Source organism: Pseudoalteromonas sp. CnMc7-15 (genome assembly GCF_022347925.1).
GTDB lineage: Bacteria > Pseudomonadota > Gammaproteobacteria > Enterobacterales > Alteromonadaceae > Pseudoalteromonas > Pseudoalteromonas ruthenica.
In genome coordinates, this window is record NZ_JAKRFT010000001.1 from 191090 (window position 1) to 207136 (window position 16047).

At 48.5% G+C, this 16047-nt stretch carries 11 protein-coding genes; 7 read left to right on the forward strand and 4 right to left on the reverse strand.

All coding sequences use genetic code 11. The features are described 5' to 3' along the window. Nucleotides 1–8: 8 nt before the first annotated feature. Together MHM95_RS00885 and MHM95_RS00890 are read right to left on the reverse strand one after the other, a co-directional pair. Entirely contained in the window at nt 9–848 is an 840-nt protein-coding gene (locus tag MHM95_RS00885) for a S1-like domain-containing RNA-binding protein (RefSeq protein WP_239383943.1), read from the reverse strand. After that, complete coding sequence (locus MHM95_RS00890; RefSeq protein ID WP_239383944.1) at nt 848–2197, reverse strand: DEAD/DEAH box helicase; 1350 nt, start codon at nt 2195–2197, stop codon at nt 848–850. Before MHM95_RS00890 ends, MHM95_RS00885 begins: the two co-directional genes overlap by 1 nt. Nucleotides 2198–2362: 165 nt before the next feature. On the opposite strand from MHM95_RS00890, the gene MHM95_RS00895 reads away from it, so the two are divergent. The 7 genes from MHM95_RS00895 to MHM95_RS00925 all read left to right on the forward strand — a co-directional run bounded on the left by MHM95_RS00895 (nt 2363) and on the right by MHM95_RS00925 (nt 11936). Further along, nucleotides 2363–3349 carry a rhodanese-related sulfurtransferase gene (locus MHM95_RS00895; protein ID WP_022943844.1) on the forward strand — a complete coding sequence of 329 codons (987 nt, stop codon included), beginning with the start codon at nt 2363–2365 and terminating at the stop codon, nt 3347–3349. Between the two features lie 58 nt (nt 3350–3407). Beyond that, complete coding sequence (locus MHM95_RS00900; RefSeq protein ID WP_053911322.1) at nt 3408–3638, forward strand: DUF6500 family protein; 231 nt, start codon at nt 3408–3410, stop codon at nt 3636–3638. 126 nt (nt 3639–3764) lie between these two features. Further along, the gene (locus MHM95_RS00905) at nt 3765–4835 is read left to right on the forward strand and encodes an endonuclease/exonuclease/phosphatase family protein (RefSeq protein WP_239383945.1); all 1071 of its coding nucleotides are present in this window, start codon (nt 3765–3767) and stop codon (nt 4833–4835) included. 303 nt (nt 4836–5138) lie between these two features. Continuing rightward, nucleotides 5139–6155, forward strand: coding sequence for an efflux RND transporter periplasmic adaptor subunit (locus MHM95_RS00910; protein ID WP_022943847.1), 1017 nt, complete (start codon nt 5139–5141; stop codon nt 6153–6155). 3 nt (nt 6156–6158) lie between these two features. Continuing rightward, a complete protein-coding gene (locus MHM95_RS00915; RefSeq protein WP_239383946.1) occupies nt 6159–9245 on the forward strand; it encodes an efflux RND transporter permease subunit in 3087 nt (1028 codons plus the stop codon). Between the two features lie 88 nt (nt 9246–9333). After that, nucleotides 9334–11229, forward strand: coding sequence for a DUF294 nucleotidyltransferase-like domain-containing protein (locus MHM95_RS00920; RefSeq protein ID WP_239383947.1), 1896 nt, complete (start codon nt 9334–9336; stop codon nt 11227–11229). Further along, nucleotides 11229–11936 carry a 3'-5' exonuclease gene (locus MHM95_RS00925; protein ID WP_045978740.1) on the forward strand — a complete coding sequence of 236 codons (708 nt, stop codon included), beginning with the start codon at nt 11229–11231 and terminating at the stop codon, nt 11934–11936. Before MHM95_RS00920 ends, MHM95_RS00925 begins: the two co-directional genes overlap by 1 nt. A gap of 57 nt (nt 11937–11993) precedes the next feature. Here MHM95_RS00925 and MHM95_RS00930 read toward each other — a convergent pair whose 3' ends face one another. Further along, complete coding sequence (locus MHM95_RS00930) at nt 11994–13574, reverse strand: BCCT family transporter (RefSeq protein WP_022943851.1); 1581 nt, start codon at nt 13572–13574, stop codon at nt 11994–11996. A gap of 257 nt (nt 13575–13831) precedes the next feature. Further along, nucleotides 13832–15997 carry a S46 family peptidase gene (locus MHM95_RS00935; RefSeq protein WP_239383948.1) on the reverse strand — a complete coding sequence of 722 codons (2166 nt, stop codon included), beginning with the start codon at nt 15995–15997 and terminating at the stop codon, nt 13832–13834. Nucleotides 15998–16047 lie beyond the last annotated feature (50 nt).

Genomic DNA, 16047 nt, shown 5'->3' on the forward strand with positions numbered 1-16047 from the left:
AACGCGACTTAAGGTCGCGTTTTTAATGTGATTCGTGTGGCCTCTATATCAATAAGTTGATCTTTAAATAGACCGCCAATAGCCTTTTTAAAGTTCGCTTTTGAGGTGCCAAACTGGCGCTTTATGACTTCCGGCGCAGACTTATCTCCAAGCGGCAATACGCCACCACCGTCTTTTAACGCTTGCAGTATTTGCTCTTTAAGCGGGTCTAGCTTTGCTATCCCTTGCTTTTCTAAGACAATATCAAGCTTGTCATCTTCGCGGCACTGCAAGACGAACGCGTTAAGCTGTTGACCAACGTACAGCGGACGATGTACGCGATTATGAAAAATAAGCCCCCAATGACTGTCATCGACAATCACTTTGTAGCCTAAGTCGGTTTTAGCAGCCACCATGATGTCAACGGCATCGTTGAGCTGGTAACGAGGCTTTGCGTGACCGACGAATTTATTGAGGTTACTGGATGCACAAATTCGTTTGGAGGCATTGTCCAGGTAGAGCTTTACTAAATAACTATTTCCCTCTCGCATTCGGGGTTTTTGTTCGTTAAAGGGTACCAACAAGTCTTTATCCAAGCCCCAATCTAAAAAGGCGCCGGTTTTGTTGACTTGTTTAACTTGTAAAAAAGCAAAATCGCCCACTTGCGCTAATGGTTTTTTTCGAGTTGCGGTGGCGTGGCCCATACTATCTAAGTAGACAAATACGCCTAAGCTATCACCTTGCTGTAAATCATCGGGCAGCTCAGAGGCAGGTAAAAATACTTCACCGAGTTCGGTGCTTCGCAAATACGCGCCTTCGCCTGCGACTTCCTCAACAAACAGCGTTTGCCATTGACCTAATTCACTCATTATTCGCTCTCTGTGTCGTTATTTTTTTTAGGCTTGCGTTTTACGCCCATGCTGTTCGGGTCAAACGGTGCGGGTTGCGCCACTTTTACCTGCACAGGTTTACTTTTCTTGCGCTTAGCAAGAGGTTTTTTAGATGTTACTGGCTTAGTTTTATCCTGGGGCTTTTTCTTTGCATTCGCTGGCGGCTTTGGACGAGTAAAGCCTTTAAACTTGCCGACTAGCCCCTCAACTTCACTGAACGGCAAAGGACGGCGCATAAATTGGTTTATCGCCAAGTAACTTTGCCAATCTTTCGGCCCCACTAATGAAATGGCATGACCTTTAAAGCCCGCGCGGCCAGTACGACCAATACGGTGAATGTATTCTTCCGCATGTTTTGGCAAGTCAAAATTGATTACATGGGTGACGTTAAGCAAATCGAGACCCCGTGACGCCACGTCGGTGGTAACCAACACTTGGTATAGCCCACGGCTAAAGGCATCCATAATATCCAGCCGTTTGCTTTGCGCCAGCGTGCCCGCGAGAGCGACGGCCTTAAAACCTTGCGCCGTGAGCTTGTTACACAAGCGCTCGGTATCATCTCGTGTGGCGGTAAAAATAATACACTGACCAACATTCTCTTGGGCAATAAAGTGATCGAGCAGGGCCTCTTTATGGTCGAGGTGATCCGCCAAATACAGATGCTGTGAGATATCGCTATGCTCATCTGTGGCGGCACTAATGGTTACGCCCTTAGGGTTGCGTAATAGGTTACGCGAGAGCGCACCGACCTGAGCGTGCTCCAAAGTAGCTGAAAACAAAAGGCTTTGGCGCAGACGATGATCTGCGGCCGCATTAATACGCTCAACTTGCTCGGTAAAACCGAGGTCAAGGATGCGGTCGGCCTCATCAAAAATGAGCAATTCTAGGCCGCCTAATTGTAATGAGCGGCCATCAAGGTGGTCGGCAATTCGCCCTGGCGTGCCAATCACAAAATGTGGATTCTTGCGCAGCGCCTTAACTTGGTCGTTAAAGTTCTCACCGCCAATCACTTTTGTTCCCGACAGTGCCGTTCCGGCTATCAGTAAACGTAGCTGTGAGTATACTTGTGACGCTAACTCGCGAGTCGGGGTGACAATTACTACACGGGGGTCGCGCTTTGATAGGGCCCGCTGCTTCATAACCCGTTGTACTGCAGGCAACAAGAAGGCAAGTGTCTTACCTGACCCGGTTTTTGATTGCGCAAATAAGTCATGGCCAGCGAGTGCCAAGGGTATGGCCTGCGCTTGGATATCGGTGGGCGTGGTAATACCTTGATGCGTTAGTTGCCCACACAGTCGAGAATCGATACCCAAATCACTAAATTGCAAATTAACTCTCCAAAATTACAGTTTATCCACCGCTATTATAACGTAATGAGACAGTTCACTGGCAGTGAATTTTGCGTTTTTCACCACAATCAGTAAAATACGCCGACCATTGCGCCGGATTTACGATTCGGTTTCGTTTTAAAAGCACTGAAGGTAACAGTTACTATGTCTGATCAATACGTCGTGTGCGCGCTGTATAAGTTTGTTGCGCTGCCTGATTTCGAACAACTTCGCCAACCTCTTTTAGATGTCATGCTTGCTAATGACGTACGTGGTACGTTACTGCTTGCCAAAGAGGGTATCAACGGTACGGTCGCGGGTAAACGCGAAGGGATTGATGCTTTACTAGGGTGGCTTGATAAGCAACCTAATCTCGCTAATATCGTTACCAAAGAGTCCTTTGACGATGAATGTCCATTCTACCGCACCAAAGTGAAGCTGAAAAAAGAAATAGTCACCATGGGTGTTGAAGGTATCGACCCACGAGAAGTGGTGGGCACCTATGTGAAACCCAAGGATTGGAACGCGCTGATAAGCGACCCTGAGGTGGTGTTGGTGGATACCCGTAACGATTACGAGATAGAAATTGGTACCTTTAAAAATGCCGTTGATCCGCAAACAAAAACGTTCCGCGAATTTCCAAATTGGGCGGAGCAAAACCTTGACCCTAAAAAGCACAAAAAAGTAGCCATGTTCTGTACTGGCGGTATTCGCTGCGAAAAATCCACAGCTTATATGAAAGAGCAGGGGTTTGAAGAGGTCTACCACCTTGAGGGCGGTATTCTTAAGTACTTAGAAGAAGTGCCTAAGGAAGAGACCATGTGGGAAGGTGAGTGCTTTGTATTCGACAACCGTGTTGCTGTGGATCATGACCTAAACAAGGGTCAATACGACCAATGTCATGCCTGTCGTATGCCTATTACCGAAGACGATAAGCAAAAGCCGCAGTACATGCAGGGTGTGTCTTGTCATCACTGTCATGACAGTTTGAGCGAGGAGCAGCGCCAACGTTTTGCAGAGCGCCAAAAGCAAATCGATTTGGCGAAGCAGCGTGGTGAGGGTCATATTGGCCATGAGGCCCAAGAAATGTTACAAAAGCGCAAAGAGCAAAAGCAAAAGCTCAAAGAGCAGCAACGCGCTGCTAGCAAATAATTAGCCACCGAAAAGGAAGTGTTGAACACTTCCTTTTTCGTTTTAAAGAGCAAGGATGATGAGAGCGACACTACGCAGCACAATGATAGCTAAATGCGAGCAACAAATAGCGCGCAAAGGGGAGCAGGTAGGGTTATCTTTCTACGCTTTTTTCAAAAATAAAAATGATGACCCAGAGCTGCTGATGGAGGCGGCTACTTGGTGGATTCACACCCATCGGCTCGATCATTTTGAAAAAGCACATAAAGTAAAGAGCCTATTAATTAATGAGCAGTCTTTATCGTCGTGACGACCACAACGACCTACCTATCACCATCAACTATATACAACACACTTTTTTTTCATAAGCTTATGTGCTTTTATAAAAAGCTGTGCAGGGCGCAAAGCCGAATTAAAACAATTAGAAGGAAAGGCCATGTTTGAGGCGCTTGGGGCAGTCACTTTGTTTCTCGTTTTAGCGACCTGTTTACCCCTATTACCTATCGGTCATTGGAGTGTTCGGGGTTTTGATTTCCCGCGTTTACAGTTTGCGGCCATCGCGACTCTTTTACTAATACTGCAAGCATACTTTCTTTCTTTTGCAAGCATTGCATCCTGGCTCATGGTCACTGCGACGCTCGGTTGCTTGCTATGGCAATTATGGTGGGTGTTACCGTATACGCCAGTGTGGCGTAAAGAAGTGCATAGTTGTCAGAGCCAAGATAGTGACAACAGCCTAAGTATTTTGGTTTCTAACGTGCTCATGACCAACCGCAATAGCAAAGCTCTGCTTGCGCTTATTCATGAACATAACCCCGACGTGGTGATCACTTTGGAGTCTGACCAATGGTGGCAGGACCAACTGGATGTGTTGTTAGCGCAAAGACCGCACAGTATAAAGTGTCCGTTGGATAACCTCTATGGTATGCATGTTTATTCGCGCTTAGCCATAGAAAACAGTGAAATACGTTATTTAGTCGAGGATGATGTGCCATCTATTCATGGCGACTTGGTACTGCGCTCAGGGAACAAAGTGCGGGTGCATTTCCTTCATCCAGCGCCACCGAGTCCCACTGAAAATAGCCATTCTACTCCCCGTGATGCTGAATTATTGGTGGTGGCTCGACGTGTGGCTGAGCAATCGATACCGACGCTTATAACCGGCGACCTAAACGATGTCGCTTGGTCGCGTACTACACGGTTATTTAGAAAGGTCAGTGGCCTTTTAGACCCGCGTATAGGTCGAGGGTTATTTAATACCTTTCATGCTGATTACCCCTTGGTACGCTGGCCGTTGGATCACTTATTTCACTCTCGCCATTTCACCTTAAATGAGATTCGGCCACTGCCTAATATTGGCTCAGATCATTTCCCATTGTACGCTTCACTTACTTTCTCCCCGCAGCAGGGTCGCCAGCAACAGGGAATAAACGCAGATGCACAAGATAAGCAACAAGCGCAGGAGATAGCGGCGCAAAAGCCAGTGACAAAAGAGGACGTGCTTTGAGCTAAGTTATTGGCTCAAAGTAGCGCCTATTTCAGCATCCACTTGGCGTTGAGCCTAACAACCATCCCTTGATTATCCACAAAGTAAAGATATGCAAAGTCAGCATGAGTGCGCAGCTATGTGTGATTAAATAACGCTATGTATTGTATTTCCCAAAAAAGGGAAGCGATTAGTCGCATTACAGTGGTCACTGATCGAGCTTAGCGTCAAGGCTGATCACAGAGCTGTTACACTACGTACACAGAGTATTAATTTATAGCGGCCAATGGTTGTGGCCAACAACAATAATGAAGGTGGAGTTCCTTGAAGCAGGTATTTTGTGCATTAATTTGTAGTTTCATAGTATCTAGCAATGCGCTGGCCGCTGAGGGCAAGCGTGTGGTCGTCAATGCCGTGAGCCAAGAGCGAGCACAGCAGCAAGTTCAGGCGGTCGGCAGTACGGAGGCGATTCGCTCGGTCGTGCTTTACCCAGCAGTAGGGGATCGCGTCACCGGTGTGTATTTTCAGCCTGGGGATGAAGTGCAGGCTGGCGACTTGCTATTGGAGCTTGATTCACGCTTGCAAAGCGCGGCGCTTCAAGAAGCGCAAATCCAATTAGCCGATGCAGAGCGAACATTAAAGCGCTTAGAAGACAGCTTCGCTAAAGGCGCTATCCCTAAAAGCGAACGTGACGATGCGCTGACGCAGCGAGACTTAGCCAAAGTGGCGCTGCAAGTGGCAAAAGCAGAGTTGCAAGACCGTCAAGTGCGCGCTCCTTTCAGTGGTGTAATGGGGCTGACCGACGTGGAAGTTGGCGATCGCATCACCGAGCAAACTGCGATTGCGAGTATTGATGATATCAGTGCGTTGTACATTAACTTTAAAGCCCCAGAAGCGGCTGTGCCTATGCTGCGCGGTGGTGCCAGTGTCACCGTGGTGCCTTGGCACACGCAAAAACAGCTCAGTGCCGATATCGCTTATATGGACTCGCGAATCGATGCGCAAAACCGCACTATTCGTGTCAAAGCAAAAATAGCCAATGATAATGAACAGTTTATCCCGGGCATGGGTTTTCGTGTCAATCTAAACATGCAAGGGCAGGCTTATTCGGTTGTCCCAGAAGCCGCTCTCTTATGGGGCGCAACGGGCCCGTATGTGTGGAAAAGCGTCGATAACAAAGCCACTCGCGTTGATGTAAAAATAGCACAACGGTTATCCGGGCGTTTGCTTGTAAGCGGTGATTTAAATGCCGGTGATTACCTCATAGTCGAAGGGGTACAAAGCTTACGACCTCAGCAAAGTGTGCGCTTTGAGCAACCCGCATTGGCGCGCAAGGAGTAAGTGATGAGCGAGCAAACATCTGCCCATATCCAAGACTTGCCGTCGATGGCGATTCGCCGCCCGGTCCTCATTGTGGTACTCAACCTACTCATTATTATTGCCGGCATTGCCGCTATTGCAGGCGTCGAAGTGCGTGAGCTACCCGATGTCGACCGCCCCCGTATTACTGTGTCAGCGTCTTTCCCTGGTGGCTCTCCGGAAACGGTCGATACGGAAGTGACGAGCAAGCTCGAGGGCGCGGTAGCCCGCGTAAGCGGCGTAAAGTCGATTCGCGCGCAAAGTGAGGAAGGCAGTTCTCGAATCGTGGTCGAGTTTCGCCCAGGTGTGAACCTCGATGATGCCGCCAACGAAACGCGAGAATCGGTGGCACGGGTTCAACGCGAACTCCCAGAAGAGGTCGAGCGTGTCTCAATAATCAAAGCCGATAACGACGCCGAGGCGGTGGTGTCATTGACGGTCAGCAGTGAGGCGTTATCACTGGAAGCACTAACAGAGCGAGTTGAGACTGACTTAGCACCGCAATTTCTGACCATTCCCGGCGTCGCTGATGTACGCCTCAATGGCGATCGAGAGCGGGTGCTGCGAGTGCGTATCGACCCACTTAAACTGAGCAGCTTTAACCTGACTGTCCCCGATGTTGCTGATGCCCTGCGCCAAGCGCCCTTTGATGTGCCGGCGGGGAGTTTAAAATCGAATGATCAGCAATTAATCGTGCGCGCCGATGCCACCTCGGTCACGGCCGAGCAAGTGGGGGATATTATCGTCGGCGATGATACCCGCATTGCCGATATCGCAGCGGTCTATTTTGGCCCGGCCGACCCACGCTCCATGGTGCGCTTGGATGGCCAGCCTGTAATAGGCATGGAAGTGATCCGCCAAGCCCAGTCTAATACCATCGAAATTTCTGATGAAGTGCTATCGCTATTAACTCAAATGCGTGAGCGTTTCCCTGAGATGACTTTCACACTGACCTCAGATGATGCACAGTTTATCCGCAGCTCAGTGGATGAGGTGTTAAACTCTTTGGTGCTCACCGTCATTTTGGTGGTCATTACCTTATGGGTGTTTATTGGCTCATGGCGTGCCACCTTAGTTCCGGCCTTCGCCATCCCTGTGGCGCTGGTGGGGTCGTTAGCGCTGATTTGGGCATTGGGCTTTTCTATAAATATTTTGACCTTGCTGGCCTTGGTATTAGCAACCGGGTTGATAGTCGATGATGCCATTGTTGTTAGTGAAAATATTCAGCGCCAACGAAGCTTAGGCCTTGGGCGTCGTGCGGCTGCTGTAGTGGGAACGCGCGAGGTGTTCTTTGCGGTGGTGGCAACAACCGCCGTGTTAGCCGCTGTTTTCGTACCCATCGCGTTTTTGCCCTCTACCGCAGGAAAATTATTTCGTGAATTTGGGGGTGTATTAGCTGGGGCAGTGATTATATCCAGCTTTGTGGCGTTGTCTTTAGTGCCCGCTTTGACATCGAAACTAAAACTGAAAAGCGACGGCAAACATGTGTTTGGTAAAGTAGGGCATGCGCTGGCGAATGTTTATAAGTGGTGTATTCACAAAGTACTGAACCATGCTTGGCTTACGTTAATTGCCTGTGCTTTGGTGGCAGTGGCGTCGGGGGCACTTTATTCGCAATTAGAAAATGAGCTTTTACCGAGTGAAGACAGGGGTAAAATCCGTATTTTTGCTCGTGGACCTGATGGCGTCGGTCTCAACTTTATGGACCGCCAAGCCAAGGAAATGGAAGACATTCTGTTGCCCTACGTCGAAAGTGGCGAAATAGAATCTATCTATACCGTGGTTGGGCAGTGGGATCCGAATATTACCTTTATCACTGTGCCATTAAAGCATTGGGATGAGCGTCATTTTAGCCAACAGGAAATTATTAACAAAATTCGTGGGCCATTAGGCGATATACCCGGCGCACCTGCGCGCGCATTTGGTTCTAATAGTTTGAATCTGCGCGGTCAAGGGGGTGGGGTCGAGCTGGCATTATTGGGCCAAGATTATGAGCAAATTTTTATTGCTGCCCAACAATTCGCCGCTGAAGTGGAAAAGGCTATCCCACAAGTGGCGCCAGTACGCATTTCTTATCAGCCGTCGCAGCCGCAGCTGCGAGTTAATATCGATCGCCGTCGTGCACAAGAGCTGGGTGTTGATCTAAGTGACATTGCCATCACCTTACGCGCAGCCATCAATGGCGACGACGTGGCGGATTTAAATGTCGGTGACCAATCTATCCCGATTATGCTGCAAGCACAAAATCGTACTATCAATTCCCCTAGCGACCTAGCAAACCTGTATGTTGGCGCCAGCAATGGTGAATTGGTGCCTTTAAGCTCTGTTGCTAATATCAGCGAAGAAGGGGTGGCTGCAGAGTTGGAGCGCCATGCGCAGCGCCGCGCCATAGAAATGGATATGGAGTTGCCACCGGAAATGCCAATGGCGCAGCTCGTTGATCAGCTGCGAGACTTATCGCAGCAGCACTTGCCCAGTGGCATTACTTTGGCATTCAAAGGCGAGGCATTGACCTTTGAAGAAACGGCCAATGAAGTACTGATGACCTATGTATTGGCCTTTGTCATTGTATTACTGGTTCTTGCGGCGCAATTCGAAAGTGTTAACAGTGCTGTGGTGGTGATGATCACAGTGCCTTTCGGTATCACGTCGGCGATTTTAGCACTGTATCTAACCGATACATCGCTGAATATCTATTCGCAGATTGGTTTAGTGATGCTGATTGGCTTGATTGCTAAGAACGCAATCTTGTTGGTGGAATTTGCCGACCAACTGCGTGACCGAGGACACCCTGTGCGAGAGGCGGTTGAGCGTGCTGCGCTAGTGCGTTTACGTCCCATTGCGATGACCTTAGTGTCCACCTTATTGGGGGCCTTACCGCTGATTTTATCCACCGGTGCAGGGGCGGAAGCGCGCAATGCCATCGGTTGGGTGGTCTTCGGCGGTTTGGCATTAGCGGTGCTGTTTACCTTATTCCTCACTCCGGTGATTTACTTAGGACTGGCGCGTTTCACCTCGCCACGAGGTGATGAAAGCAAACAACTGGCGCAGGAATTAGAACAAGCACATTAATAAATAAATGTCCGCACCCGGTGCGGACATTTTTTTTTCAGCAATTTTGTATTAAGCTCAGTATATTAGCACCTTTAAAGGCAGCACTATGCAAGCTGAGCAAATCGAAATTGCACAATTTTTGAGTGCCTATCCACCCTTTGACGATCTCCCCGAAGATGCCCTTAATAACCTCGCTCAACAGGTCGAGGTAGCGTATTTCCGCGCCGGCTCTGACATTCTCAATTATGGCGATGACATTTCCGATTTGTACGTGATCCGCAGTGGCTCAGTGGAGTCGTATCGGCGCAACGGGGACTTGTACAACCGTATGGACGAAGGGGGGATCTTTGGCCAAATGGGCTTACTGATGAACCGCAAAGTGCGCTTTCCCGTCAAAGCAATGGAAGACACCCTGGTGTATTGCATTAGTGTTGAGCTATTTAGTGACTATTGCGATAAATTTGAGCCATTTGCGGATTATTTTGAAGCAGATGGCAATGTTCGTTTGCACCAAGCCGTTGTTGAGCAAGCTGATAGTAATGATTTGACTACCGCTAAACTCAAGGTTTTATTACATCGTGATGTGGTTACTGTCAGCACCACTGCCAGTGTGCAGGAGGTTGCGGCTTTGATGACCCAAGAGAGCGTATCCAGTGTGTTGGTCACTGATGCCAACAAGCCTCTTAGCGATGACCCAGAAGAAGATGATGGGCAAGTCGTGGGTATTATTACAGACCGCGATATACGCACTAAGGTTGTGGCGCAGGGGCAGTCTTTAGCTATTGCTGCTGAGCAAGTTATGTCGACTAACCTTACGCTGCTAGATGCCAATGACTATGTCTTTGAAGCCGTTTTGGCGATGCTGCGTGATAACTTGCACCATTTGCCGGTATTGCATAAACGTCGGCCCATCGGTGTCATTTCACTTTCTGATATTTTGCGCTATGAGTCGCAAAGTAGCCTATTGTTAGTGCGCGGTATTCTTGCGCAGCAAAGCGTTGAAGACCTCACTCATTATGCTCGGCAATTACCCTCTGTATTTGTGCGTATGGTTAATGAAGATGCCAATTCACACATGATAGGCACTGCTATGGCGGTGATTGGTCGTACGTTTAAACAGCGGCTGTTAGCATTAGCAGAAGAAAAGCTAGGACCTCCTCCTATCCCTTATTGTTTTATCGCGTTAGGTTCAATGGCGCGAGATGAACAATTGATAGTGACGGACCAAGACAATGCCATTATTCTTGATGACAGCTTTGATGAAGCGCAGCATGACGAGTACTTTCAAGCGCTGGCGGACTTTGTCTGTGATGGGCTCGCTGCGTGCGGGTACAGCTATTGCGACGGTGAAATTATGGCATCATTTAAAAAATGGCGCCTTACACGCTCGCAGTGGCGAGACACATTTGCATCGTGGATAGCTGAGCCTAAACCTCAGGCGCTATTGCATTGCTCTATCTTTTTCGACCTCGATGGCGTGTGGGGCAAAACTAAATGGGCTGACGCACTAAAATCCTTTATTGCTAAAGAAGCCAAAGCAAACCGTCGCTTCCTTGCCAATATCGCCTCCAATGCGCGAAATAGAACTCCGCCACTGGGGTTTTTTAAAGGGTTCGTACTCGAACATGATGGTGAACACAAGCGCTCAATTAACCTCAAACGCCGTGGTACAGCGCCGTTGACTGACGTGGTGCGGGTCCATGCCTTAGCGGTCAGCTCGCGTAAGCAAAACTCTTTTGAACGCCTAGAAGATATTATTGAAGCCAAGTTATTGCCTGAAGGCAAGGCACAGGATCTGCGCGATGCACTTGAATACATTGCCATGACCCGTATTCGTCACCAAGCATGGCAAATAGAGCAAGGCGAAGCACCGGATAACCACCTAGACCCGCATTTGCTGTCGCCTTTCGAGCAACGAAACCTCAAAGAGGCTTTTGCGATTTTAGAAAAAGCACAAAGCTTCTTAAAATTCCGTTATCAAAACGGCGCAGGGTTGAAGTAATGGCTAACAAAGCGTCTTTGCTTGATTGGCCATCACGCTATCAAGCACTAGCGAAGCAATGCCAGTCGCCGCAACTGAGGCAGTTTTATCAAGCTGGTATCCCCGCTGGAGATACCCCTTTAGAACATGTGCCCTTTGCGGCTTTAGATTTTGAAACCACAGGTTTAGATGCTCGCAACGATGATATTGTCAGCATTGGTGTGGTGCCGTTTAGTTGGCATCGCATTTATTGCCAACGATCGGGGCATTGGTTGGTCAAGCCAAGCCAGCAGCTAGCAGAATCGTCCATTGTTATTCATGGTATAACTCATTCTGAAATTGCCAATGCTCCGGATTTAACCGCCGTATTAGAGCCTGTACTTGAGGCTCTCGCCGGGCATGTAGCCGTGGTTCATTACCATGCGATTGAGCGGCCGTTTTTCTTTAATGCATTAGAGCGGCGCATAGGTGAGGGGATCGAGTTTGCGTTGATTGATACCATGGATGTTGAGCACCAAGCGCTACTAGCACGTCGTGGCTTATTAGGTCGGCTATTTAAAGATAAGATTGGCTCTTTGCGCTTGGGGGACACTCGGCTGCGCTATAACCTGCCGGCCTATCAGGGTCATAATGCATTGACAGATGCTCTTGCGACCGCCGAATTACTGCAAGCGCAGTTGCGTTATCATTATCGCCCTGACACACCGCTGTCGCAGTTATGGAAGTGACACCCTAGATACAAAAAACGCCGCAAAATTGCGGCGTTTTACTTAGGTTAAGGTGAACTATTTACCAGGGCGGGGCTCGGTGCGCAGGCCTAAAATTAAGCTTACACACATTAGCAATAGCACAATAGTAAAAGGGAGGCCTGTGGATATAGCGCCGGCTTGCAGCGCCTCTATGGCCTCAGTACCACCAATCCATAGCAATGCAGCGGCAATGGCACCTTCCACGGTTGCCCAGAATATACGCTGAGGAACAGGTGCATCTACTTTACCGCCGGCGGTAATCGAGTCGATAACCAAAGAGCCAGAGTCAGATGAGGTGATGAAAAATACCAATACTAAAACAATGGCGATAAAAGAAAGGACACTTGCCATCGGCAGTTGTTCAAACATCTGGAACATCGCCAGAGGAACTTCCGTCAAGCCTTTCTCACCTAAGGTACCAACACCATCAATAACTTGTTCAATAGCAATACCACCGTAGATAGACATCCACAATACGGTTACGAGCGTCGGGATCAGCAGTACCGCTGTTAAAAATTCACGAATTGTACGGCCTTCGGATACACGCGCGATGAACATGCCAACGAACGGTGACCAAGAAATCCACCATGCCCAGTAGAACACAGTCCAACCATGGAGCCAGGCTTCGTCTTCGCGACCGTGCGGATTACTAAGTGGAATAATGTTTTCAACATACCCCATAATGGTATTAGGCACATTGCCCATTGCTGCGGCAAAGCCCACCAAACCAACGAACACCAATAATGCAAAGGCGATGGCCATATTGACGTTACTGAGCAGTTTTACGCCGCCATCGATACCGCGCACTACTGAGACAATGGCTAACAAGGTAACGCCCGCGATAACGGCCACTTGCATGCCAATATCGCCGTCGCTGCCAAACACATGGTTAATCCCTGCGGAGGCTTGTTGAGCGCCTAAACCCAGTGAGGTAGCAAGACCGAATAAAGTTGCAAGAACAGCTAAAATATCAATGATGTGACCAGGCCAGCCCCAAGCGCGATCGCCCAGTAACGGGTAGAAAATAGAGCGAATAGAGAGAGGTAAGCCCTTGTTGTAGGCGAAGAAAGCTAAAGATAACGCGACAACTGCATAGATAGCCCAAGGGTGTAAACCCCAATGGAACATGGTTGCCCCCATCGCGACCTTCGCTGCTTCGGGTGTGTTTGCTTCAACACCAAGGGGAGTTTCATACCAGCCTGTGAAATAGGCGACTGGCTCAGCAACGCCCCAAAACATCAAGCCAATCCCCATACCGGCTGCAAATAACATCGCTAACCAAGAAATACGTGAGTGAGTTGGTCTGGCGCTTTCACCACCTAAGCGGATATTTCCGTAAGGAGAGACGATTAATGCTAAACAGAAGATGACAAAAATGTTTGCCGCCCACATAAACAAGGCGTCAAAGTTGCCGATAATATCCCATTTGATACCATCTAGCGCCCCTTTGGCGGTGGCCGGGTCGGTCACTAAAATGGCGATTAAAAACACCAAAATAAGGCCAGCACTCACGCCAAAAACAGGGTTATGGACATCAAATCCCCATTTTTGCACGTTGTCCTGGCCGACGGTGTAGTCGGTATTTTCTATACTATACTTATCATGATGTTCACTCATGCATACCTCTAGTTATTGTCATAATGCCCTTAGAGCTTAGACCTATGTGAGTTACCCTGCGTGCCAGCGCACAGAAAGGTGGTTTGTAGACTAACTAAAATAGGCCCCATATCACTTACACTAGTTTAGAAGCAAAAATGTAAATGTAAATCACCAATTGTCTAACAGCTTGAATCTTATACATTACGGGGATGTTTCAAGGGGCGATCAAAAAAGCGCCCGAAGGCGCTTATGAGTAAAAATAATTTCACTGCAAATTATCGAACGATATCCATTTCAGCAAGTAGGTTATCGGCGTTATCCACATGCTCCATGACCCACAGCATATAGCGAGTGTCTACATGAATGGAGCGGTTGAGGTTAGGATCATAGTCCCAATCACCGATAATACTTTCACTTACACCGTCAAACAGCAGGCCGACTAATTCAGCTTTACCATTTAACGTCGGTGAGCCTGAGTTACCACCTGTGGTATCAACGGTGCTTAAAAAGTTGACCGGCACTGAGCCAAGCGACGACATTTGGTATTCACCATATTGTTTGTCGGCAATTAGCTGCATTTGCTTTTTCGGTGCATCAAAAGGCGCTTCGCCCGTGTACTTCTGCGCGATGCCCTCTAAGGTTGTAAACGGCGTATAGGTCAGTGCGTCTTTAGGCGAGTAGCCTTCCACTGTGCCATAAGTCACACGTAAAGTGCTATTAGCATCAGCATAGACGGGTAACCCTTGCTCTTGGTAAAAGGCAATAATGGCCGCCATGTATTGCGGACGTACTTTAGCCAGTTCACCGCTGAGCGCCTTTTTCGCCTTTTCTCGGCTGCGCATATCATCATAAGTGGCTACAGCGATTGCCAAAAACGGGTCGTCGCTTTGTTTGAACTCTGATACTGATTTGTTCATCCAATCGATACGAGCTTGCTGTTCGTTAAGCTCGGTCTTGGCATACCAAGAGTCGATGCGCTGGCGCATGGCCTCGCTATCATAACCCTTATCAATCCCTAAGGCTTTATCTAAAGATGCAATACGCTGCGCTTGCGGCAGTTGTGCATAAAGGTCGATAAAGTGTGCGAGGATGGCGCTATCGACGGTGTCGTCGTAGCGACGAGATAGGCTGGTCATGCGCGCTTCAAAACGAGCTTGATCGCGCTGTTGGTAGCCAGGCTCACGCTCAGCATCAGGCAATTGCTTCTCATTGGCTAGGCGATATAAACGCTGCGCACTAGAGAGCATGGCACTGCGGCCCATGTAGCCTAAAATCAAGTCCAGCTCACTGGTTGCTTGCGATTGCTTTACCAGCTCATTGAGCTGGGTAAGGGTATCGCCGTAGCGCGACTGACGCGCGCTGTCCGCCTTGATCCAAGTCGCAAGTTTTTGCGCCAAAGCATCTTTGCGTGTTTGCATATCAGTGTTTTGATAGGAGTCAATCATGCCACCATAGTTTTTCGCATAATTAGCCAGTCCAGCCAAAGTACTCTCGTAGGCTATACGTGCTTGTGAGCCTTCCGGAGCCTGCGCCTTTATGATGTCAATGCTTTGTTCACGATAGGCTTTAGCAGTAGGGTACACATGGGTAAATTGGTGTGCCACTTCGGAGGCCGTGCGGTAACGATTGGTGCGTCCCGGGTAGCCGGTAACCATCACAAAATCACCCTCTTTAACGCCTTTGGCACTGACTTTTAGGTAAGAATCTGGAGTGAACGGCACATTATCTTCACTGTACTCAGCAGGTTGACCATCTTTACTGACGTAGGCACGGTAAAATGAATAGTCGCCGGTGTGACGTGGCCACATCCAGTTATCAATATCACCGCCATATTTACCGATGCCCATGGCTGGGTTATAAACCAAACGCACATCTTTAATTTCCAGTGCTTTAATCAGGTAATATTCCAATCCACCATGGAAGGTATAGACGTTACAGCGGTAACCCACGTCTTTTTCACATTCAGCCACCAGCGATTTTTCTGCTTTTTCGATGGCTTTGTAGCGTGTATTACCATCCATATCATCGTTTAACTGGGCATTCACCTTGTCAGTGACATTAGTGACTTGCTCGGTTACATACACTCGAGAGCCAGGGGCGGCAGGTAATTCCTGTTCAGGCTTTTTCGCTAAAAAGCCGTTTTCCAGAATATTGTTATCGGCACTGGAATTATATTGAATGGAGCCGTACGCGCAGTGATGGTTGGTGACGACTAAACCTTTAGGCGACACAAATGAGGCTGTACAACCCCCTAAGCTGATAACTGCATTCATTGGGAATTCGGTGAGCTTAGAGATGTTCTTAGGGTCTATTTCTAACCCTTTCTGCTTTAACACAGATTCCAATTCCGGAAGCTGGTGAGGTTGCCACATACCTTCGTCTGCCAGTGCAGGTGAGGCAGCAACAGCGAGCGCAAGGGCGCTTAGAGAGCGAAAACGCATAATCAAGAGTTCCTAGTTGTTATTTTAGTGCCACAAAAGTGTCTCTTAGC